The following is a 21,176-nucleotide window of genomic DNA, read 5'->3' on the forward strand; positions in this document are numbered from 1 at the left end:
CGTTCCCCGGCGCGTTCGGATCGGGCGCTCGTCAGGTCAGGTGCCCGGCACCCCGGTTTGCAGCGCCAGCGCGTGCAGGACGCCGCCCATCTGGCCGCGCAGGGACTGATAGACGATCTGGTGCTGCTGGACGCGGGACTTGCCGCGGAAGGATTCCGAGATCACGGTCGCGGCATAGTGATCGCCGTCGCCGGCGAGGTCACGGATGGTCACCTCGGCATCGGGGATCGCTGCCTTGATCATCGCCTCGATATCGTGGGCGTCCATGGGCATTCGGGTCTAGCTCCTTAGCTCGGCTGCAAAGCAGCCTCGTCGTCGAATAGCTGGCCGGGGTCCGGATCTGAAAAGCCAAACTTGCCGGCGGGCCAAACTTAGCGTGAACGGCCTTCTACGTCACCCTTTCCGGCACTATATCCCTGATCCCATCGGGACAAAGGCACAACAAAGTGCCGCGCGCGGCAGAATGATCGAAAAGGCGTGAAATCATGAAGCTTCCAGGGCCGGACCACCCCATCACCATCACCCCGAACCCCCGGCGCGTCCGCGTCACGGCGGGCGACATCGTCATCGCCGAGACCAGCAAGGCGCTGACCCTCAAGGAGGCCAAATATCCGGCGGTGCAATATGTGCCGCGGGAGGACGCCAACATGGCGCTTCTGGAGCGCACCGACCGGGTCACCCATTGTCCCTACAAGGGCGACGCGAGCTACTACAGCGTCAAGGCCGACGGCAAAACGCTCGACAACGCGATCTGGACCTACGAGACGCCCTTCCCCGCCATGACGGAGATATCCGGCCATCTCGCCTTCTATCCGGACAAGGTGAAGATCGAGGAAGTGGGGTAGGTTCAACGGTTATTCCGGGGCGCGCCGGAGTTCAATGCCTGGCATCGCCCAGGAATGACTCGCGTACCTACGCCCTGAAGACCGTCAGCCCCAGGATCAGAAGTACCAGGAAGATCACGACGAAGACGTAGAACAGGAAGCGGGCGACATCGGCCGAGGCAGCCGAGAGTCCGGTGAAGCCGAACACGCCGGCCACGATCGAGACGAGTAAGAAGATCAGCGCCCATTTCAGGATCGTCATCACCAGCTCCCAAATTGTAGCGTCCGTTGCGGCCCTCAAGCCCATTTGCGCGAACGCTAACCTTGCTGCGCGGAACTGGTTCCTAATCGTCTCAGGACGGTTGGGCGGCTCACACAACCCTTGCTGAATCCGGTTCCGGGCGGCACATTCGGCCTCGGGACAGGAACGCAATCGGGGCGACCATGACGACGATGTCACATACAGCGACGATCGGCCCGGAGGCGCAAGCTGCACCGAAGGCCAAGGCGCGCAACCTGTCGCTGGATCGGGCCCGCACCTTCCTCACCCTGGTGGTGCTGCTGCACCACGCGGTGATCCCCTATACCTATTTCGGCCATACCGATCCGAAGTACTTCTTCGGCTTCGACATGATCGTGCTCGCCACCGACAGTTTCTTCATGGCGATGTTCTTCTTCCTGTCGGGACTGTTCGCCTGGTCTGGCATCGCCCGGAAGGGAGCGCTGAACTATCTGGTAGATCGCCTGCTTCGGCTTGGCCTGCCATTCGTGATCTGCGCATTCACGATCATCCCGCTCGCCTATTACGCCATCTCGCTCCGACACCATCCCGAGATCGGCTTTTCGGAATATTGGTGGAACATGGTCACGAAGGGCCCGTGGCCGAGCGGGCCAGTTTGGTTCCTCTGGGTCCTGCTCGGCTTCGACGTGGTGGCCTGCATACTGCATCGGCTGTCGCCCAATTTGCTCGATCCGATCAACCGCCTCTCGCTATACGGTCGTCGTCGGCCCGCCGCGTTCTTCGCGGTCATGCTTGCCGTCACCGCGGCGTTCTACATTCCCGGACGGGTTCACTTCGGACCAAGCAGTTGGTTCGAGTTCGGGCCGTTCTCGGTCCAGCACGGGCGCGTGATGCTCTACGCGACCTACTTCTTTTTCGGTGCCGGTATCGGCGTTGCGCAAATGGATCGCGGGCTGCTCGCTGTCGACGGCCGGATGGCAAGGGTCAGCTGGGACTGGATGGTGCTGGCGATCGTTCCGTATTGCCTCTTGTGGACGCTGATCTTCATCAAGCGCGAAATACTGGGCAACCCGTCGCCGTTGCCCGACTGGTATGAAGCGCTCTATGCCCTCTGCTTCAGTGTCTTCAGCGTGGCCATCATGTTTCTGATCCTGGCCCTTTTCCAGAGGTTCAGGCAATCAGGCTCGGCCAAGCTGCTCGATCCGATGCAGGCGGACGCCTACGGCATGTTCCTGGTGCACTACCCGATCGCGCTGTGGCTGCAATATTGGCTGTTCGACTATGACCTGCCGGCGATCGTCAAGGCCACGATCGGCTTCGTGCTGACGGTCGCGTTCAGTTGGGCGTTAACACGCGCCTTGCGGCAGATCCCGGGCGTGACGAAGGTGTTGTGAGGCCAGGCCTCTCCACTCGTCGTTGCGAGGAGCCCTTGCGACGAAGCAATCCAGACTATCCCGGCGGAGGATCTGGATCGCTCCGCGGAGCCTCTCTTCGGGCCGCGCTTCGCGCCGGACCCGTTGGCTCCCAATGACGGAGTGAGTGGCAGCAGCTCAGGCCGCCTTGCCGCCCATATATTCCGGCAGCCAGCGCTCGAATGACTTGCGCAGCGTGTCGATCGTAACCGGCGCCTCGCCGGCGATCGCAATCGCGTCGCCGCCGGTGGTGCCGATCCGCACGCAGGGCACCTCGCAGCCGCGCATCTTGGCGAGCACGCGGCCGGATTCGGTTTCCGGCACGGTGACGAGATAGCGCGCCTGGTCCTCGCCGAACCAATAGGCCTGCGGCACCAGCGCGGTCGGTGCCGCCAGCAGCTTTGCGCCGATGCCGCCCGCCATCGCCATCTCGGCGAGTGCGATCAGCAAGCCGCCGTCGGAGAGATCGTGGACGGCGGTCGCGGTACCCGCATGGATCATGCCGCGCACGCAATCGCCGTTGCGCTTCTCGGCGGCGAGATCGACCGGCGGCGGTGCGCCCTCCTCGCGGCCGCAGATGTCGCGCAGATAGACGGACTGGCCGAGCCAGCCATGGGTCTCGCCGATCAAGAGGACTGCCTCGCCCTCCGCCTTGAAGGCCAGCGAAGCCGACTTGGTGAAGTCGTCGAGCAGGCCGACACCGCCGATCGAGGGCGTCGGCAGGATCGCGCGGCCGTTGGTCTCGTTGTAGAGCGAGACGTTGCCGGAGACGACCGGGAAGTCGAGCGTGCGGCAGGCTTCCGAGATACCCTTCAGGCAGCCGACGAACTGGCCCATGATCTCGGGCCTTTCAGGGTTGCCGAAATTGAGATTGTCGGTGATCGCGAGCGGCTTGCCGCCGACCGCGGTGATGTTGCGCCAGGCTTCGGCGACGGCCTGCTTGCCGCCCTCGAACGGATCGGCCTCGCAATAACGCGGCGTGACGTCGACGGTTAGCGCCAGGCCCTTCGGCCCGTCCTGCACGCGCACCACGGCCGCATCGCCGCCCGGACGCTGCATGGTGTTGCCGAGGATGACGTGGTCGTACTGCTCCCACACCCAGCGCTTGCTGCACATGTCGGGCGTACCGATCAGCTTCTCCAGCGCGGCACCGAGGCCCATCGGCGCGACCACGTCGCGCGCGTGCACGACCGGCAGCGCGGCGGAGGCGACATGCGGGCGGTCATAGACCGGCGCCTCGTCGCCGAGCTCCTTGATCGGCAGGTCGGCCATCACGTCGCCGCCATGCTTGACGACGAAGCGCTTGCTCGGCGTGGTGTAGCCGACAATCGCAAAATCGAGCCCCCACTTCGTGAAGATCTCCTCGGCTTCCTTTTCCTTCTCGGGCTTGAGCACCATGAGCATGCGCTCCTGGCTCTCCGAGAGCGTCATCTCGTAGGCGCTCATGCCGCTCTCGCGGGTCGGCACCGCATCGAGATCGAGATCGACGCCGAGATCGCCCTTGGCGCCCATCTCGACCGCCGAGCAGGTCAGCCCCGCCGCGCCCATGTCCTGGATCGCGATGACGCAGCCCTTCTCCATGATCTCGAGGCAGGCTTCCAGCAGCAGCTTCTCGGCGAAGGGATCGCCGACCTGCACGGTCGGGCGCTTCTCCTCGGACTTGTCGTCGAATTCGGCCGAGGCCATCGAGGCGCCGTGGATGCCGTCGCGCCCCGTCTTCGAGCCCAGATAGACGATCGGCATGTTCACGCCGGAGGCGGCCGCATAGAAGATCTTGTCGGCGTCGGCAAGGCCGACCGCCATCGCGTTGACGAGGATGTTGCCGTCATAGCGGGTGTGGAAACGCACCTGGCCGCCGACCGTCGGCACGCCGAAGGAATTGCCGTAACCGCCGACACCGGCGACCACGCCGGAGACGAGATGCCGGGTCTTGGCATGCTCGGGCGCACCGAAGCTCAGCGCGTTCAGGCAGGCGATCGGCCGCGCACCCATGGTGAAGACGTCGCGCAGGATGCCGCCGACGCCGGTGGTCGCGCCCTGATACGGCTCGATATAGCTCGGGTGGTTGTGGCTCTCCATCTTGAAGACCACGGCCTGGCCGTCGCCGATGTCGATCACGCCGGCATTCTCGCCGGGGCCCTGGATCACCCAGGGGGCCTTGGTCGGCAGGCCGCGCAGATGGATGCGGGAGGACTTGTACGAGCAGTGCTCGTTCCACATCGCCGAGAAGATGCCGAGCTCGGTGAAGGTCGGCTCCCGCCCGATCAGCTTCAGGATGCGCTCATACTCGTCGGGCTTGAGCCCGTGGGCGGCAACCAGTTCGGGGGTGATCTTGGGTTCATTCTTCATGGATTCGGGGCTTTCGGCGGCGGTTTGGCCGTTCTTAGGAACATCGGGGGCTCGCGAAAAGCCCTTTATGGCGCATTTTCCCGCTGTCCCACGTTTTGCGCCGGGGGCCCCGCGGGAACGGGAATTGCACGGCGCGGACGGATCGGATTTAAGGTCAAAACACCCGTAATTGAAGGCCCATTTCCTTGCACGAATTGACCAAAACGGCCGCTTCGCCCCGCCCTGAGCTGCATGTCGCGACCGAGGGCGAATTTGCGGGCTGGCAGACCTGGATCCGCGACAGCTTCGAGAACCATGTCGGCCCGTTCTGGCACCGCCTGGAGGAAGACGGCAGCATCCGCTGCGCCTTCCGGGTCGAGAAGAAGCACCTGAACGGCTCCGGGAACGTCCATGGCGGCTGCTTCATGGCCTTCGCCGATTACAGCCTGTTCGCGATCGGCCGCCACGCCCTGGCCGGCAAAGGCGTGACCGTCAATTTCGCCTGCGAATTCCTCGATGCGGGACACGAGGGCGAGCTGATTGAATGCACCGGCGAGGTCACCCGCGCCGGCAAGTCGCTGATCTTCCTGCGCGGGCAGATGACCGCCGGTGAGCGCCTTCTGTTCACCTTCTCCGGGACAATCAAGCGGGCGAAGTGGAAGTCGCTCCCTCAGCCGAACGCATAGCTCGACGCCTTCCCTTTTGCCGGCCCCTCGCCCACACTTGGGCTGAGCGCGTTCGCGCCGGGGAGCAGAAACAAGGTGCCGCAGAGCACATCGCCAAGGGGCCGCGCAGCGGCAGCAATATCGTCGCCGCCGCCATCCATGCCGGCCACCGGCGCGCGCAACTGGCGCGACTACGCGTTGCTGTTCGCGCTGGCCTGCTGCTGGAGCTCGACCTATCCGCTGGCAAAGCTGGCGCTGCCCACGATCCCGCCCATCACCTTCATCTCGGTGCGCTCCCTGATCGCCGCAGCCTTCCTGTTCGTGATCCTGTGGATGCGCGGCACCAAAATTCCCACCGACGCGAAGGCCTGGAAGCTGTTTGCGACCCAGCAGCTGATCAACTCGACCCTCCCGTTCCTGATCATCACCTGGTCGCAGCAATATGTGCCGGCCTCGAACACGGTGGTGCTGGCCTCGACGACGCCGATCTTCGCCTTCCTGATCACCTCGCTGATCACCCGGCACGAGCCGGCGACGCTGCTGAAGCTCGCGGGTGCGATTTTGGGACTCGCCGGCACCGTCGCCATCGTCGGCCTCGATGCCCTGCGTGGCTTCGGGAGCGAGATCGTGGCGGAGATCGCCATCCTGCTCGCCACCATCTCCTTCGCCTGCGCAACCATCTTCGGGCTCAGGCTGTCCGACTACGACCCGATGGTGGTGGCGGCCGGCTCGCTGCTGTTCGGCGGCCTCGTATTGCTGCCGCCCTCGCTGGTCATCGACCAGCCTTGGACGTTGCATCCGACGCCGACAGCCATCGTCGCCACCATCGTCATGGGCATCGTCTCGAGCGCGCTGGGATTGATGCTGTTCTATGTCTGTCTCGGCCGGCTCGGCACGCTGACCACGAACGCGCAAGGGTACTTGCGCATCCCGATCGGCGTCGGGCTTTCGGTGCTGCTGCTGGGCGAGAGCGTGCCGTCGAACCTGGCGCTCGGCCTGCTGCTGGTGATGGCGGGCGTTGCCGCGATGACGGTGCCGGCGGAGAAGTTGAAGCTACGATAGGGAGAATGAAACGTGGTTGAATCGATGCGAGCCGAGCGCTCGGTTCACCTCTCCCGCTTGCGGGAGAAGAGGTCGCATCGCATCGAAGATGCGATCCGGGTGAGGGCTCTATCCTCTTGCGGAGCCCCTCCGCGGAGACACCCTCTCCCCACCCCTCTCCCGCAGCGGGAGAGGGAGCCGACTCCCGCCACCGGAGGCTCATGTTGGGAAATAGCCTGCGACGCGTGATATTCCTCAAGGGCCTCGTCGAGACGATGCAGGTCGAAATCGCAGCCAAAATGGCGATGGCGCAGCTGCCTACTGCTTGGCGTCGTCCGCCAGCATCTTGCGGTACTTCTCGACGTCGCGCGTCACCAGCTGCTGCAGCAGCTCCGGCGAGTGCTCGTTGTCGTCGGGGGCGACGGTGGAGAGGTCGGCAAAGCGCTTCTTCACCGCGTCGGTCTCCACCGCCGTGCGAGCGGCGGCATTGAGCTTGGCGATCACCGCCGGCGGCGTGCCCTTCGGTGCGAACAGGCCGTTCCAACCCTGCGCCTCGAACTCCGGCACGCCGGCTTCAGCCGATGTCGGCAGCTCCGGCAGCGTGGCAAGCCGCACGGTCGAACCGACCACGAGGCCCCTCACCAGCTTCTCGTTGATCGACTGCGAGACGGAAGCCGCCGCATCGCAGACGCCGTCGATCTGGCTGCCGATCGCGTCAGTCAGCGCGGGGGCTGCGCCGCGATAGCCGACCAGCGTCGCATCGATCCCGGCGGCGGTGACGAAGCTCTTGCAGATCAGGTAGTTCGAGGAGCCAACGCCGGCATGGCCGAGATTGACTTTGCCCGGATTGGCCTTGGCGTAGGCGATGAACTCCTTGAGGTCCTTCGCCGGAAAATCCTTGCGCAGTGCGATGATGCCGAACGTCTTCGCCACCATCGCGATCGGCACGAAGGACTCAGGCGTGAACGGCAGCTTTGGATAGATCGTGTAGGTCGCGGCGTTGGTGCCGGCATTGCCGATCGCGATCGTGTAGCCGTCGGGCTCGGCGCGGGAGGCGCGCGCCAGCCCGGTCGAGCCGCCGGCGCCCGCAACGTTCTCGATCACGATGGTCTGGCCGAGCGCGACGCCCATCTGCTCGGCGACAGTGCGCGCGATCACGTCCGAGGTGCCGCCGGCCGCGAACGGCACGATCATGGTGATCGGCCGCTTGGGATAGTCCTGCGCGAATGCGCCTGCCGCGAACGCCAGCGCCGCGATCGCGGCGAGAGCGCGCTTCACCACGAACGGGATCACGCGGCCTTTTCCAGATGCTGGGCAAGGCCCGCGAACAGTCCGCGGCCGTCGGTGCAGCCCATGATGTGTTCGACGTGGTTTTCCGGATGCGGCATCATGCCGAGCACGTTGCCCTTGTCGTTGACGATACCGGCGATCGAATGCGCCGCGCCGTTGATGTTATGGGCCTCGTCCACGACGCCGTCAGCGGAGCAGTAGCGGTAGAGCACCCGCCCCTCGCCTTCGAGCCGCTTGATGGTTTCTTCGTCCGCCTCGTAATTGCCCTCGCCATGGGCGACCGGCACGCGGATCACCTGACCCGCATTGTAGCCGCGGGTGAACGGCGTGTCGGAGCGCTCGACGCGCAGATGCACATCCTTGCAGATGAATTTCAGCCGCGCATTGCGCATCAAGACGCCAGGCAGGAGGCCGGATTCGCACAGGATCTGGAAGCCGTTGCAGACGCCGAGCACGAGGCCACCCTTCGCCGCATAATCGCGCACCGCATCCATCACCGGCGCACGCGCGGCGATTGCGCCGCAGCGCAGGTAATCGCCGTAGGAGAAACCGCCGGGCACGACCACGAGATCGGTGCCCGATGGCAGCGAGGTCTCGGCGTGCCAGACCATCGCCGGCTCGCTGCCGGAGATCAGCCTCAATGCGCGCGCCATGTCGCGCTCACGGTTGATTCCGGGAAAGACGAGGATGGCGGCTTTCATGGCAGAGGTTCCGGCGGCGGTGGGAATCGGGGCGGCCAAAGGGCCAATTCGTCGAGAGACATAGCCATTTGACGGGGATTTTACCAGTGCTAGCCTTGCCGGCCGGCCTTGTACACAGACCATAGCCACGGCACTTTTGCCCGACGATCTTGCCCGGGATTGAAGCCATGAACGTCCCGTCGCGGCCCGCATCCCCCTCCGAGCCGGTGTCCACCGAAGGCGTCGTCGCCGCCGGCGCCTATGTCGACGGAAGGCGCGTCGCCAACATCGCCATCAGCGAAGCCTCGAGCTGGCGGGCCAAGCCCGGCCACGTGGTCTGGATCGGGCTGCACGAGCCGGACATGGCGCTGCTCGGCGCGGTGCAGAAGCAGTTCGACCTGCACGACCTCGCGATCGAGGACGCCAACCACGCCCATCAGCGGCCCAAGATCGAGCAATACGGCGAGGCCCTGTTCATCGTGGCGCGCACGGCGCAGCTGATCGATGGCCGCATCGCCTTCGGGGAGACCCACATCTTCGTCGGCGACGGCTATCTCGTGACCGTCCGCCACGGCGCCTCGACCTCCTACACGCCGGTGCGCGACCGCTGCGAGAGCTGCCCGCGGGCGCTTGCGCGGGGCGAGGACTACATCCTCTACGCCATCCTCGATTTCATCGTCGACAACTATTCGCCCGTGCTCGAGAGCATCCACGAGGAGGTCGAGCGCATCGAAGACGACGTGCTCGCGCACGCGACCACCAGGGCGCAGATCGAACGGCTCTACATGCTGCGCCGAGACCTGCTACGGCTCCGCAATGCGATCGGGCCGCTGGTGGAGGTCTGCCGCCGGCTCGAGCACGACGAATTGTCGATGGTGCGGCAAGCGATGCAGCCCCTGTTCCGCGACGTTACCGACCACGTCAGGAACATCCAGGAGCGCATCGATTCCATGCGCGAGGTGCTGGCCTTCGCCTTCGAGGCCAGTCTGCTGGTCGGACAGGCGCAGGAGACGGCGGTCTCAAAGAAGCTCGCCTCGTGGCTCGCAATCCTCGCGGTCCCCACCGCCCTTGCAGGCATCTACGGCATGAACTTCAAGAACATGCCGGAGCTGCAATGGGAGTACGGCTATCCCGTGCTTCTGGGCGTGATGGCCGTCACGTGCATCGCGCTCTACTGGCGCTTCCGTCGCGTCGGCTGGCTGTGACGTCCGGGCGACGGCGAGACGCTAGACGATCTCGACCCGATAATTCTCGATCACGGTGTTCGCCAGCAGCTTGTCGGCGGCTTCCTTCAGCGCAGCTTCCGCCTTGCCCTTGTCGGCGCCGGCGAGCTCGATGTCGAACACCTTGCCCTGGCGGACGCTGGAGATGCCGTCAACGCCGAGCGACTTCAGCGCGCCTTCGATGGCCTTGCCTTGCGGATCGAGGATGCCGCTCTTCAGCGTAACGGTGACACGTGCCTTCACGTCGATAATCCCTCTTAGCTCTTCACCAGCACCGGGCCCGTGCCCTGCGGGCGCTCGTTCTCCATGAGGATGCCGAGGCGCTTTGCGACTTCCGTATAGGCCTCGAGCAGGCCACCGAGGTCGCGGCGGAAACGATCCTTGTCGAGCTTCTCGTTCGACTTGATGTCCCACAGACGGCAGCTGTCCGGCGAGATTTCGTCGGCGACGATGATCCGCATCATCTCGTTCTCGAACAGGCGGCCGCACTCCATCTTGAAGTCGACGAGGCGGATGCCGATGCCGAGGAAGAGGCCGGTGAGGAAATCGTTGACCCGGATGGCGAGCGCCATGATGTCGTCGATCTCCTGGGGCGTTGCCCAGCCGAAGGCGGTGATGTGCTCTTCCGACACCATGGGGTCGTTGAGCTGGTCGTTCTTGTAATAGAATTCGATGATCGAGCGCGGCAGCTGCGTGCCCTCCTCGATGCCGAGGCGCTGCGACAGCGAGCCGGCAGCAACGTTCCGCACCACCACTTCCAGTGGCACGATCTCGACCTCGCGAATCAACTGCTCGCGCATGTTGAGGCGGCGGATGAAATGGGTGGGCACCCCGATGTCGTTGAGGTGCTGAAACAGGTACTCCGAGATCCGGTTGTTGAGGACACCCTTGCCCTCGATCACCTGATGCTTCTTCGCATTGAACGCGGTGGCGTCGTCCTTGAAGTGCTGGATCAGGGTGCCGGGCTCCGGGCCTTCGTAGAGAACCTTTGCCTTGCCTTCATAAATGCGACGCCGACGGCTCATGGGGATGTACCGTGTTTTGTTGAAATCCATGAATTTGGTGTGCTCCGGTTGACTAGGATTACGACCCACAGCGGAGCTGCCGTGAACGGCTCGGAACCCGTCCGTAACCCAAGGAAACACCATTGGAAACAGAACGGGAACCAGGCCTTTAGGCAACCTATCCGATTGGCTCTCCGAGCACAATCGATCCGGCCGTCCGGCGCCAACTTATACCGTCTTGCCTGCGGCTTAACGGCTCGTTGTTTTGCCGATTCGTGCTCCTTATCTAGGCATGCGCCCGGGCTCCCGCAACGAGGGCGCCGGGTCCAGTCAGCAGGGAATTGGAAGACGCATGAGCGAACTCAACAAGCGCGAGGAAGGCTTCGAGAAGAAATTTGCCCTCGATGAGGAGCAGAAATTCAAGGCGGAGGCCCGCCGCAACCGGCTGCTCGGGCTGTGGGCGGCCGAAAAGCTCGGCATATCGGGCGACGCCGCCACCGCCTATGCCAAGGAGGTCGTCGCGGCCGATTTCGAGGAGGCCGGCGATGGCGACGTCCTGCGCAAGATCACGGCCGATTTCGCCGGCAAGAACGTCCCCATCACCGAACAGGCGATTCGCGCCAAGATGAGCGAGCTGCTCGCGGTGGCGGCGGCCGAGGTGAAGGCCGGGAAATAAGGCCCAGTGTCATTCCGGGGCGCGCCAACGGTGCGAACCCGGAAACCCGAGATTCCGGATCGCCGCTGGCGCGGCGTCCGGAATGACGGCAAACCAAATCACCCCTCCTTGAAGCCGTATTCCGGCACGTTGCCGCTGGCACCGTAATATTTGTACGGCAGGAACTTGCCGCTCATGGTGATCTTGACGCGATCGCCCTTCGGGTTGGCGACGCGCTCGATCCCCATGTCGAAGTCGATCGCCGACATGATGCCGTCGCCGAACTCTTCCTCGATCAGCGCCTTCCAGGCCGGACCGTTCACCATCACCATCTCGTAAAAGCGATAGATCAGGGGATCGGTCGGCGGCATCGGCGTGCCGGTGCCGCGCATCGGCACCTCGTTGAGCATGGCGGTCTCCGCCTTCGAGAGGCCGAACAACTCGCCGGCGTTCGCCGCCTGCGGCTTCGTCAGCTTCATCTGGCCCATGATCGCGCCGACGATCAGCACCTCGGAATAGCCACCGATCTTCTCGCAGATGTGTTTCCAGCTCCAGCCCTTCTCGCGCTTGATGTCGAGCAGCTTCTCGGTGAGGTCTTCGCGTTTCATGTCGGTGTCTCCTCTTCAAAAGCATGATCCGGAAAAGTGTGAAGCGGTTTTCCGTAGATCATGCGGCTACAAATCAGGCGCTCAATCCGGGATTGGTCCCGGATGTCCAGGTCTGTCGTGGCTCTTCGCCGCTTGCTGCGATCGAGAGGCCAGGCTTGCCGATATGCACCACCGGCACGTTGCGCGGATCGTGATCGGGCGTCTCGGCGGCGAAGGTCTTGCTGCGCGTCACCAGGAAATCGACGATGTGGTTGCGCAGGGCATAATAGAGCGGATGGCGATGCAGGTCGGTGCGGCCGCGCTCCCTGGGCAGCGGATTCTCGACGACCTCGGCGAGCACCGCGCCCGGCCCGTTGGTCATCAGGAAAATCTTGTCGGCGAGATAGATCGCCTCGTCGACGTCATGGGTGATCATGAACGCGGTCTGCCCGGTCTCCAGGCAAATGCGCCGCACCTCGTCCTGCAGCGTGCCGCGCGTCAGCGCGTCCAGCGCCGAGAACGGCTCGTCCATCAACATCATCTTCGGCGTGATGGACAGCGCCCGCGCGATGCCGACGCGCTGCTTCATGCCGCCTGACAGTTCCGACGGCCGCTTGTGCTCGGAGCCGGTGAGCCCGACGAGATCGATGAAGGTCTGCGCGTGCGCCCTCACCTTGGCGCGGTCCCAGCTGCGCCATTTCGAGCTCACGGCGTAAGCGACGTTGCCGAGCACGGTGCGCCAGGGCAGCAGCGCATGGCTCTGGAAGATCACGGCGCGGTCGAGGCTGGTGCCCGAGATCGCCTGGCCGTCGACGATCACCGCGCCTTCGCTCGGCGCATCGAGGCCGGCGAGGATGTTGAGCACGGTGGTCTTGCCGCAGCCGGAATGGCCGATCACGCAACAGAACTCGCCGCGCGCCATCGACAGCCAGAGATTTTCGAATACCGTGGTCGTGGCGCCGCCCGCGCCGGAATAGCGCTTGGCGATGCCTTCGATGGAGATGAACTTGTCGGTCATCGCCCTTACTCCGGAAACGTGACCATGCGCGTGAAGCGCGCGAGGATCTGGTCGAGCAGCATGCCGACGATCCCGATCAAGAGGATCGCGATGATCACGTTGGTGATCGAGAGGTTGTTCCACTCGTTCCAGACGAAGTAGCCGATGCCGGTGCCGCCGACGAGCATCTCGGCCGCGACGATCACCAGCCAGGCGATCCCGATCGAGATGCGCATACCGGTCAGGATCGTCGGCGCCGCTGCGGGGAGGATCACGGTGAAGGCGCGCCTGACGGTGCCGACCTCGAGCGTGCGCGCGACGTTGATCCATTCCTTGCGCACGCTGGCGACGCCGAACACGGTGTTGAGCAGCATCGGCCAGATCGAGCAGATGAAGATCACGAAGATCGCGGAGACCGACGAATCCTTGATGGTGTAGAGCGCCAGCGGCATCCAGGCCAGCGGCGAGATCGGCTTCAGCACCTGGATGAAGGGATCGAGCGCCTTGCTGAGCAGCGGCGACATGCCGATCAGGAAGCCGAGCGGGATCGCCACCAGCACCGCGAGCAGATAGCCGGTGCCGACGCGCGCGATGGAATAGGCGAGCTGGATGCCGAGTCCCTTGTCGTTCGGCCCGTTGTCGTAGAACGGCCGCTTCAGATGGTCCCAGAGCTTTGCGCCGACATCGAGCGGCCCCGGCATGGCGGATTTGCCCTGCGTGGCGGTGAGGCCCATCAGCTTGGCGTATTCCGGGCTCATCGCCGCCACCGGCGCCGTCGAGCGCGTGGCGAGATGCCAGATGCCGAGGAACGCGGCGAGGAGCGCGATGGAGACGAGGCTGGCGCGGAGACGAAGCGAGGATGACTTCATCTCCCTCTCCCCGCTTGCGGGAAGAGGGTCGGGGTGAGGGAGGCTCTCCGCGAGGGAGGTGAGAGTTGGACTCGCGGAGAGTCCCCCTCACCCGCCGCACTCGGGACGATGCTTCGCATCGCCCGGAGCGGGTCGGCCTCTCCCCGCACGCGGGGAGAGGCGAAGAAAGCACGAGCCGAGTCCATCACGACGCCTTCCTGATCTTGAAGCTCGCGACGTAATCTTCCGGCTTCGTCGGATCGAACGTCTTCCCCATCACCGCGAACGACTTGTAGCTGCTCGCCGGCGGCGACAGGCCCATCTCCGTCATCAGCTTCTTGGTGTCGGTCGCCAGATACACCTGCTCGGCGACCGCCTTGTAGTCGACGTCGCCCTTGATCTGGCCCCAGCGCTTCATCTGGGTCAGCATCCACACCGCAAAGGATTGCCAGGGGAACGGATCGAAATCGACGCGTTTTGCGTCCGTCTTCACGCCGCCGAGGCCGTCGGCATAGGTGCCGGTGAGCACCTGTTCCAGCACCGTGACCGGCGCGTTGATGTAGTTGGCCGGCGCGATCGCCTCCGCGATCGGCTTGCGGTTCTCCGCCTTCGACGCATAGGCGGTCGCATCGACGATGGCGCGCGTCAGCGCGGCAAAGCTGTTCGGCGCTGTCGTGATGAACTCGCGGCTGGCCGCGAAGCTGCAGCAGGGATGGCCGTCCCAGATCTCCTTCGAGAGCAGATGCATGAAGCCGACGCCGTCATAGATCGCGCGCTGGCAGATATTGTCCGGCGCCAGGAAGCCGTCGATGTTGTCGGCGCGCAGATTGGCGACCATTCCGGCGGCGGCACCGAGCGCAGCTGCACGTCGGTGTCGGGGTCGAGCCCGTGCTCGGCGAGATAGTAGCGCAGCAGGTAGTTGTGCATGGAATAGTCGAAGGGAATCGCGAACTTCAGGCCCTTCCAGTCCTTCGGGTCCCGCTTGTCCTTGTGCTTGGTTGCGAGCACGATGCCCTGCCCGTTGATGTTCTCGATCGCAGGGACAGCAAAGGGAATTGCGTTCGCACCGAGTCCCAGCGAAATCGCGATCGGCATCGGCGCCAGCATGTGGGCTGCGTCGTATTCCTTGTTGATGGTCTTGTCGCGGATCACGGCCCAGCCGGCGGTCTTCACCACTTCGACGTTGAGGCCGTGCCTGGCATAGAAGCCCATCGGCGCCGCCATGATGATCGGCGTGGCGCAGGTGATCGGAATGAAGCCGACCTTGAGGTCCTTCTTCTCGGGCGCACCGGTCTGCGCAAACAGCTCGGTTGCGGTCTTGAGCGGGAAGAACTGCGACAGCGCCGCGAGCGCGGTCGAGGCACCGACCGACTTCAGGAAGGCCCGCCGCGCCACATCCTGCGGAAACATCGCGCGCATTACCGCGGAAGCGACGACGCCCTCGTAGCGCTTCTCCTCGCTCTCGAGGGGGTCGCAACGCAGCGCTGACGCCGCCTGCTCATGCTCCGCCGCGGATTGATGCTGGCCGCAGACGCAGCCGGCTCGAAGGTTGCGATCGGGATCAAACGGATTGTCGAACGTGGACATCGGCCCTCCTGCGCGTCATTGCGGGGAGGAATTACGCAAGGAGCATGCCACGGCCTTCAGCAAGGCCAGTGCCCTGATGACGCAGCACTTTTGCCCGCGCTTGGCCGTTACGAAAACTCGTGATAAACGAGATTTCGTAGTTCAATGACGAGATTTCGTAATGGCAACGACGCCAATGCCCGTCCACGATGATGTGGCTCCCGCCATCGACCCGCGCATCGCCGCGTTCGAATCCTCGGTCGAGGCGACGCTGCTGGTCGACCCGTTCAGCGACCAGATCGTCGATGCCAATCCTGCCGCCTGCGCCCTGCTCGGCTATGACCGCGCGCTGCTGCGGCAGACCAGGGCCAGCACGCTTCACGCCGGCGAGCTTGCCGCCCTCACCGTCTTCACCCAGGCCGTGCTGCACAAGGGTGCCTACTGGACGACGGCGCTCACGCCCCGCCATGCGACCGGGCAAAACCTCCAGCTCGAATATGCCGGTTGCCTGCTGCCGCATGACGGCCGTTCGCTGCTGCTGCTGACGCTGACCGATCTCGAAGCGCGCCGCCGCCGCAATGTCGATGCGGCCGCTGAGGATCATATGCGCGGCGGCATCTCGACCTGGCAGCGGGTCGAGCGCGTCTTCCAGGACATCGAGCGCGAGAACCAGCTGATCCTGCGCGCCGCCGGCGAAGGCATCTATGGCGTCAACGCCGAAGGCAAGACCACCTTCGTCAATCCTGCGGCCGAGCGCATGCTGGGCTGGACCGCCGAGGAGCTGGTCGGCAAGGAGATCCATCCGATCGTCCACCACACCCATCACGACGGCCGGCACTATCACAACCATGATTGTCCGATCTATGCGGCCTTCCGCGACGGCGCCGTGCACCAGGTCGACGGCGAAGTGTTCTGGCGCAAGGACGGATCGCCCGCCTGGGTCGAATACACCTCCACGCCGATCCGCGACCGCGGCGTCGTGGTCGGCGCGGTCGTGGTGTTCCGCGACGTCAGCCAGCGCCGCGAGGCCGACGAGAAGCTGCATGCCGCGCTCGCCGAGGTCGACCGCCTGCGCGAGCGGCTGGAGCTCGAGAACGCCTATCTCCAGGAGGAGATCCGCATCGAGACCAATCCGCGCGGCATCATCGGTCAAAGCGAGGCGATCCAGAAGACGCTGCGCCAGGTCAAGCTGGTGGCGCCGACCACGGCGGCGGTGATGATCACCGGCGAGTCCGGCACCGGCAAGGAGCTGATCGCGCGCGGCATTCACGAGGATTCCACCCGCAGCGACCGGCCGCTGATCCGCGTCAACTGCGCGGCGATCCCGCGCGAATTGTTCGAGAGCGAGTTCTTCGGCCATGTCCGCGGCGCCTTCACCGGCGCGACGCGCGACCGCATCGGCCGCTTCGAGCTCGCCGACGGCGGCACGCTGTTCCTCGACGAGGTCGGCGAGATCCCGCTCGAACTGCAAGGCAAGCTGCTACGCGTGCTGCAGGAGGGACATTTCGAGCGCGTCGGCGAGGCGCGCACCCGCGCCGTCGACGTCCGCGTCATCGCCGCGACCAATCGCGACCTCAAGCAAGAGGTGCAGCGCGGACGTTTCCGCGAGGACCTCTATTTCCGCCTCAACGTGTTCCCGATCGAGACGGTGCCCTTGCGCGAACGGCGCGAGGACATTCCCCTGCTCGCCCAGCATTTTCTGACGCGCGAGGGCAAGGCGCTGAAGTCGAATTTGCGCCTCTCCGAGGGCGATGCGCGGCGGCTCGCCCGCTACGACTGGCCCGGCAACGTCCGCGAATTGCAGAACGTGATCGAGCGCGCCGCGATCCTGTCGCAGAACGGCCGCCTGCGCATCGATCTGCCGGATGCATCGGGCGCGCAAGCCCCTAGCGGCGCCACGCGGCAGAAGGCCGATGCGCGCCCGGCGGTGATGACGTCCGCGGAGATGCGCGACCACGAGCGCGCCAACATCATAGCCGCGCTCGAGGCCTGCGCCGGAAAGGTGTTCGGCCCCGGCGGGGCGGCCGAGATGCTGGACATCAAGCCGACCACGCTGGCCTCGCGGATCAAGGCGCTCGGGATCGCGCCTCGTCCGCAAGTGGCCCATCCTTCGAGACGCCCGCTTCAGGCGGGCTCCTCGGGATGAGGACGGAGTGTGCGGCAACGGGTTCAACGCACACCGATGCCGCTTAGCCTCATCCTGAGGGACCGCAAAGCGGTCGTCTCGAAGAACGAGGCACGCAGTCAAGCCGCCTTGGTCGTCACATCAGCCGCGATCGGCAACCCCTGCTCGATCGGCAGCGACGGGTCGCGCGACCATTCGTTCCAGGAGCCGAAATACATCCGCACGTCCTTCACGCCGGCGTTCTTCAGCGCCAGGAATGTGTTCGAGGCCCGCGCGCCCTTGAAGCAGTAGAGATAGACCGGCGTCGTCTGCGAGATGCCGACGGTGGCGCATTCGGCCAAAATCTCGTCCTTGGACTTGAAGCGCGGGCCCTCGGCGGTCGGCTTCATCATGCGGTACCATTCCAGCCAGACCGCGCCGGGGATGCGGCCCTTGCGCGGGCAGAAATCCTTCCCATACGGAGAAGAGCTGTCGCCGATCCACTCGTCGACATCCCGCACGTCGAGGATGGCGATGCCGGGCTTGCCGACCGCGGCCAGCATGGTCTTTGCGTCGATCAGGATCTCGCCCGCCTCGGGCACGATCGCGAACGAGGCCTTCACCGGCGTCGGCACGTCCTTGGTCACCGGGAAGCCCGCCGCCGACCAGGCGTCGAAGCCGCCATGCAGCACCTTCACCTTGGGGTAGCCGAGCATGGTGAGCAGGTAATAGCCACGGCAGGACTGGCCGAAGCCCGAGTTCATCGACTGCTCGTAGATCACGGCCGTCTCCTTGCCCGAGAGACCGGCGCCGCCGAACGCATCCGCGAACTTGGTCTTCAGCTCGGCCATGCCTTCCGGCGTCGAGGTCGCCAGAAACGTAAAAATCTCATGCACGTTGACGGCATTGGGCAGATGCCCGGCGGCGTAGGCATCGGGATTGCGGGTGTCGATGACGACACACGGCTCGCTCTTCAAGAGATCGGCGAGTTCGACGGCAGTGATCAGAACGTCAGTCATGGCGGCCTCTCCGTTGAGGTTGGGGGTCTTCAGGTGGACTCGTTGAACTCAAAGACTTGGAACTCAGGCATCGGCAAGCATCTTGCGCAGCTGCTTGGTGGCCGGCGTGACGATCGCGACGAAATAGGCCTCGCGCAGGCGCCGCTGCGCGCGGTGGCTCTTGAGGTACCCGCGCGCGCCACAATGCAGCATCGCCGCATGCGCCGCCGCGACGCTGGTCTCGCCCGCGCGCAGGCGCAGCGCGACCACCTTGCGCCAGTAGGTCTCCTCCTCGTTGTATGGATCGCGCGCCAGCGCCATGGTCTCGGCCTCGAGCTCGGCGGCGAGATCGCGAAAGTGCACCGGCTGCTGCGGCAGATAGCGGTTGATGTGGCCGAGCGTGCTATCCACCTCGTCCATGATGTTGATGCAGTCCCTGATGACGCCGAGCGCCATGCCGGCCTGGAGCAGGATGAAGCCGGCGCGGATCTTCTTGACGAAGGGCGCGGCGGGATCGGCGAGGATCAGCTCATCCGGCACGAACACGTCGCGGAACTGCACGCCGTAAGTGCCGGTGCCGTCCATCGCGAGGAACGGCTTGCACGGCGTCAGCGTGATCGAGGGATCGGAGCAGTCGGCGAGGAACATCACGGTCCCCTGATCGTCCTCGCGCTCGAAGATGGTGCCGAAATAATGGTCCGGGCCGAGATTGGAGACCCAGGGCAGCGCCCCGCGCACGATGTAGCCGCCCTCGACCTTCCGCCCCTTCAGCTTCAGCTTCTCGATGCCGAAAAAGCTCTTCATCGGATTGGAGAGACCTGTGCCGCCGAGCACGCGACCGCTCGAGAAGGCATCGCCAAAACGCCTCGCCAGCTTCAGATTGGTCGAGTTGGCCGCGTACCAGACCAGCGTGTTCTGGCACCAGGCCATGAAGGCCGTGGCGCCGCAGACCTCGCCGATCGCGGCCATCGACTCGATCGCACAGCGTAAATCCGCGGGACCTTCCTGAGGCATATGACTGCCCCAGGCGCCGACCGCGCCGAACGCACGCAGCACCTCGGCCGGGTAGACCGAACCGTCGTCGATGCCGGCGGCGAGCGGCGCGAGCTGCTCCCGCGCAATCCGCGCCACCTCCCCTGCAATGGACGGTGCGGGCTGATCCAGAACTTCGACCCGCGATAAAGACAGTGAACCCATGATCGTCTCCCGCACCGTTGTCCTCGTTGCTATCGCTAGATGCCGACCTCGAGATTGACCGGGCGGGTGAAGGTGTTGGCGACCGGCGACCATTTCTTCACATGGGTGACCAGCGCATTGATCTCGTCCGGCGAGATGCCCTCGCACTCCATGTCCACTTTCACGCGCACGTCGGTGAAGCCGACCGGCTTGTCAGAGACATCGCCGGTGCCCCAGACCGCGGTGATGTTGAGGTCGCCCTCCAGTTCGAGCTCGAGCTTGTTGACGATCCAGCCGCGATGCACCGCGTTGGCGTGCAGGCCGACCGCAAGGCAGGAGCCGAGCGCGGCGAGCGAGGCCTCCGACGGATTGGGCGCGGTGTCGTCGCCCAGGAGTCCTGGCGGCTCATCAACGATATAGGGCGGCAGGTTGCGGATGTAGTTGGCGTGGCGGAATTTGCCCTCCGCGACGGTCTTGCACTTCAAGGTCTTGATGACCTTCGGATTCGCCTTGCCGTTGGCGATCAGTTGCTCGAGCCCGTTCTTGTCGATGGGCGCGAGGCACCCCGTCAGCACTGTCTTCTGAACGACGGCAGTCATCAATCTTCTCCCTGGCAGAAGTGGAAATCGGCAGGATACCGAACGGTCTGTTTCTTTGCATGGAGCGTGCCAGAGCCGGCGAAAATCAAAACGCGAAGCATTGGAGCCGCTTAAGCGTCCCTGCCTGCGGATTGATCAGCGGCCGCTTGCTCAAAGGCGATGCAGATCGCCAGCCCTTTGCGAATCTTTTCAGCGCGGAACAGATGCGGCTTGCTGATGCGGCGCGGCTGCGGGTAAGTTTGAGTCCATGGCAAAAGCTTCATTGAAGAAGACTGCAAACGCGCCGCATTCCGGCGCCGGCGAGGACGAGTCAGCACGCGGCCGTCTGCTCAGCGCCGCGACGCATCTGTTCTGCAAGAACGGCATCAACGCCACCGGCATCGACGCGATCATCGAGGAAGCCGGCACGGCCAAAACCACGCTCTACAAATTGTTCGGCTCCAAGACAAATCTCGTCAACGCGGTGCTGGAGAGCGAAGGCAAACAGTGGCGCGAATGGTTCATCGGCGCCATGGAAGCGGGCGGCGGCGACGCGCAGGCGAAGCTGGCGCGGATCTTCCCAGCGCTGAAGAGCTGGTTCGCCGAAGAGCGCTTCTACGGCTGCCCCTTCATCAACGCGGTCGGCGAGCACGACAAGGACGCCAAACAGTTCCGCACCATCGCGCTGAAGCACAAGAAGATCGTGCTCGGCCACATCGAGAAGCTCGCCGGCGAGCTCGGCTCGAGCGAGCCCGCGGTGCTCGCGCACCAGCTCGGCCTCATCATCGACGGCGCCATCGTCGCCGCGATGATCTCGCGCGACCCGGGGGTGGCCGATATGGCCGCGCTCACCGCCGGCCCCCTGCTCGGCCAGTCCAAGCCGAAGAAGAAGCGCGCGGCGGATCAGTTAGAGGCGGTCTGAACGCGCTCGTCTTGTAGCCCGCATGGGCGCAGCGAGA

23 protein-coding genes and 1 pseudogene are annotated in these 21,176 nt (G+C 64.7%); 8 read left to right on the forward strand and 16 right to left on the reverse strand.

The genetic code is table 11. The annotated features are described in order from the left end of the window. Positions 1-36 precede the first annotated feature (36 nt). Positions 37-273 carry a BolA family protein gene (locus ACNJYB_RS25285; RefSeq protein ID WP_011088461.1) on the reverse strand — a complete coding sequence of 79 codons (237 nt, stop codon included), beginning with the start codon at positions 271-273 and terminating at the stop codon, positions 37-39. Between the two features lie 212 nt (positions 274-485). Here ACNJYB_RS25285 and ACNJYB_RS25290 point away from each other — a divergent pair, with 212 nt between their 5' ends. Then, positions 486-845: a DUF427 domain-containing protein gene (locus tag ACNJYB_RS25290; RefSeq protein WP_018647428.1), complete on the forward strand. Its 360-nt coding sequence runs from the start codon at positions 486-488 to the stop codon at positions 843-845. Between the two features lie 67 nt (positions 846-912). Here the strand turns inward: ACNJYB_RS25290 and ACNJYB_RS25295 are convergent, their stop codons facing one another. Beyond that, a complete protein-coding gene (locus ACNJYB_RS25295) occupies positions 913-1,086 on the reverse strand; it encodes a DUF1328 domain-containing protein (RefSeq protein ID WP_439369150.1) in 174 nt (57 codons plus the stop codon). Positions 1,087-1,268: 182 nt separating this feature from the next. On the opposite strand from ACNJYB_RS25295, the gene ACNJYB_RS25300 reads away from it, so the two are divergent. Further along, complete coding sequence (locus ACNJYB_RS25300; RefSeq protein ID WP_439369152.1) at positions 1,269-2,459, forward strand: acyltransferase family protein; 1,191 nt, start codon at positions 1,269-1,271, stop codon at positions 2,457-2,459. Between the two features lie 156 nt (positions 2,460-2,615). On the opposite strand, the gene purL is transcribed toward ACNJYB_RS25300, so the two are convergent. After that, positions 2,616-4,826, reverse strand: a complete 2,211-nt coding sequence (gene purL / locus ACNJYB_RS25305; protein ID WP_439369153.1) for a phosphoribosylformylglycinamidine synthase subunit PurL — start codon at positions 4,824-4,826, stop codon at positions 2,616-2,618. A 185-nt stretch (positions 4,827-5,011) separates the two neighbouring features. Here purL and ACNJYB_RS25310 point away from each other — a divergent pair, with 185 nt between their 5' ends. Beyond that, positions 5,012-5,491 (forward strand): PaaI family thioesterase, encoded by a 480-nt coding sequence (locus ACNJYB_RS25310; protein WP_439369155.1) that lies wholly within the window; start codon positions 5,012-5,014, stop codon positions 5,489-5,491. Here the strand turns inward: ACNJYB_RS25310 and ACNJYB_RS25315 are convergent. Beyond that, the gene (locus tag ACNJYB_RS25315; protein WP_439375797.1) at positions 5,476-5,631 is read right to left on the reverse strand and encodes a hypothetical protein; all 156 of its coding nucleotides are present in this window, start codon (positions 5,629-5,631) and stop codon (positions 5,476-5,478) included. The genes ACNJYB_RS25310 and ACNJYB_RS25315 overlap by 16 nt on opposite strands. On the opposite strand from ACNJYB_RS25315, the gene ACNJYB_RS25320 reads away from it, so the two are divergent. After that, positions 5,567-6,532, forward strand: a complete 966-nt coding sequence (locus tag ACNJYB_RS25320) for a DMT family transporter (RefSeq protein ID WP_439369157.1) — start codon at positions 5,567-5,569, stop codon at positions 6,530-6,532. The two genes, ACNJYB_RS25315 and ACNJYB_RS25320, sit on opposite strands and share 65 nt — an antisense overlap. Before the next feature lie 297 nt (positions 6,533-6,829). On the opposite strand, the gene ACNJYB_RS25325 is transcribed toward ACNJYB_RS25320, so the two are convergent. Next, positions 6,830-7,804, reverse strand: a complete 975-nt coding sequence (locus ACNJYB_RS25325; protein ID WP_439369159.1) for a tripartite tricarboxylate transporter substrate binding protein BugD — start codon at positions 7,802-7,804, stop codon at positions 6,830-6,832. Continuing rightward, positions 7,801-8,502, reverse strand: a complete 702-nt coding sequence (purQ, locus tag ACNJYB_RS25330) for a phosphoribosylformylglycinamidine synthase subunit PurQ (protein ID WP_439369161.1) — start codon at positions 8,500-8,502, stop codon at positions 7,801-7,803. Before purQ ends, ACNJYB_RS25325 begins: the two co-directional genes overlap by 4 nt. Positions 8,503-8,669: 167 nt before the next feature. Between purQ and corA the strand changes: the two genes are divergently transcribed. Continuing rightward, complete coding sequence (gene corA / locus ACNJYB_RS25335) at positions 8,670-9,686, forward strand: magnesium/cobalt transporter CorA (RefSeq protein ID WP_439369162.1); 1,017 nt, start codon at positions 8,670-8,672, stop codon at positions 9,684-9,686. Between the two features lie 21 nt (positions 9,687-9,707). Here corA and purS read toward each other — a convergent pair whose 3' ends face one another. Both purS and purC read right to left on the reverse strand, forming a co-directional pair. Continuing rightward, a complete protein-coding gene (purS, locus tag ACNJYB_RS25340; protein ID WP_439369163.1) occupies positions 9,708-9,947 on the reverse strand; it encodes a phosphoribosylformylglycinamidine synthase subunit PurS in 240 nt (79 codons plus the stop codon). A gap of 14 nt (positions 9,948-9,961) precedes the next feature. Beyond that, positions 9,962-10,729 (reverse strand): phosphoribosylaminoimidazolesuccinocarboxamide synthase, encoded by a 768-nt coding sequence (purC, locus tag ACNJYB_RS25345; protein WP_172782948.1) that lies wholly within the window; start codon positions 10,727-10,729, stop codon positions 9,962-9,964. Positions 10,730-11,060: 331 nt separating this feature from the next. Between purC and ACNJYB_RS25350 the strand changes: the two genes are divergently transcribed. Beyond that, a complete protein-coding gene (locus tag ACNJYB_RS25350) occupies positions 11,061-11,384 on the forward strand; it encodes a DUF1476 domain-containing protein (protein WP_439369165.1) in 324 nt (107 codons plus the stop codon). 98 nt (positions 11,385-11,482) lie between these two features. On the opposite strand, the gene cynS is transcribed toward ACNJYB_RS25350, so the two are convergent. From cynS to ACNJYB_RS25370, 4 genes and pseudogenes are all read right to left on the reverse strand, one after another. Next, on the reverse strand, positions 11,483-11,971 hold the full coding sequence (gene cynS, locus ACNJYB_RS25355; RefSeq protein ID WP_211403748.1) for a cyanase: 489 nt from the start codon (positions 11,969-11,971) through the stop codon (positions 11,483-11,485). A gap of 73 nt (positions 11,972-12,044) precedes the next feature. Beyond that, complete coding sequence (locus ACNJYB_RS25360) at positions 12,045-12,968, reverse strand: ABC transporter ATP-binding protein (RefSeq protein WP_439369167.1); 924 nt, start codon at positions 12,966-12,968, stop codon at positions 12,045-12,047. Positions 12,969-12,973: 5 nt separating this feature from the next. Then, positions 12,974-13,816 (reverse strand): nitrate ABC transporter permease, encoded by an 843-nt coding sequence (ntrB, locus tag ACNJYB_RS25365; protein WP_439369168.1) that lies wholly within the window; start codon positions 13,814-13,816, stop codon positions 12,974-12,976. A gap of 184 nt (positions 13,817-14,000) precedes the next feature. Continuing rightward, positions 14,001-15,382 (reverse strand): annotated as a pseudogene (locus ACNJYB_RS25370) (CmpA/NrtA family ABC transporter substrate-binding protein). A 160-nt stretch (positions 15,383-15,542) separates the two neighbouring features. Here ACNJYB_RS25370 and ACNJYB_RS25375 point away from each other — a divergent pair. Further along, positions 15,543-17,507 carry a sigma 54-interacting transcriptional regulator gene (locus ACNJYB_RS25375; protein WP_439369170.1) on the forward strand — a complete coding sequence of 655 codons (1,965 nt, stop codon included), beginning with the start codon at positions 15,543-15,545 and terminating at the stop codon, positions 17,505-17,507. Positions 17,508-17,605: 98 nt separating this feature from the next. On the opposite strand, the gene ACNJYB_RS25380 is transcribed toward ACNJYB_RS25375, so the two are convergent. The 4 genes from ACNJYB_RS25380 to ACNJYB_RS25395 form a co-directional block, all read right to left on the reverse strand. Then, positions 17,606-18,484 carry a sulfurtransferase gene (locus ACNJYB_RS25380; protein WP_439369172.1) on the reverse strand — a complete coding sequence of 293 codons (879 nt, stop codon included), beginning with the start codon at positions 18,482-18,484 and terminating at the stop codon, positions 17,606-17,608. 63 nt (positions 18,485-18,547) lie between these two features. Next, positions 18,548-19,660, reverse strand: coding sequence for an acyl-CoA dehydrogenase family protein (locus tag ACNJYB_RS25385; RefSeq protein ID WP_439369173.1), 1,113 nt, complete (start codon positions 19,658-19,660; stop codon positions 18,548-18,550). Between the two features lie 35 nt (positions 19,661-19,695). Beyond that, positions 19,696-20,238 (reverse strand): OsmC family protein, encoded by a 543-nt coding sequence (locus ACNJYB_RS25390; protein ID WP_439369175.1) that lies wholly within the window; start codon positions 20,236-20,238, stop codon positions 19,696-19,698. A 110-nt stretch (positions 20,239-20,348) separates the two neighbouring features. Continuing rightward, positions 20,349-20,501 (reverse strand): hypothetical protein, encoded by a 153-nt coding sequence (locus ACNJYB_RS25395; RefSeq protein ID WP_439375798.1) that lies wholly within the window; start codon positions 20,499-20,501, stop codon positions 20,349-20,351. Between ACNJYB_RS25395 and ACNJYB_RS25400 the strand changes: the two genes are divergently transcribed. Next, positions 20,486-21,139, forward strand: coding sequence for a TetR/AcrR family transcriptional regulator (locus tag ACNJYB_RS25400; RefSeq protein ID WP_439369177.1), 654 nt, complete (start codon positions 20,486-20,488; stop codon positions 21,137-21,139). The genes ACNJYB_RS25395 and ACNJYB_RS25400 overlap by 16 nt on opposite strands. Positions 21,140-21,176 lie beyond the last annotated feature (37 nt).

This window comes from Bradyrhizobium sp. SMVTL-02 (assembly GCF_051853005.1).
Lineage (GTDB): Bacteria > Pseudomonadota > Alphaproteobacteria > Rhizobiales > Xanthobacteraceae > Bradyrhizobium.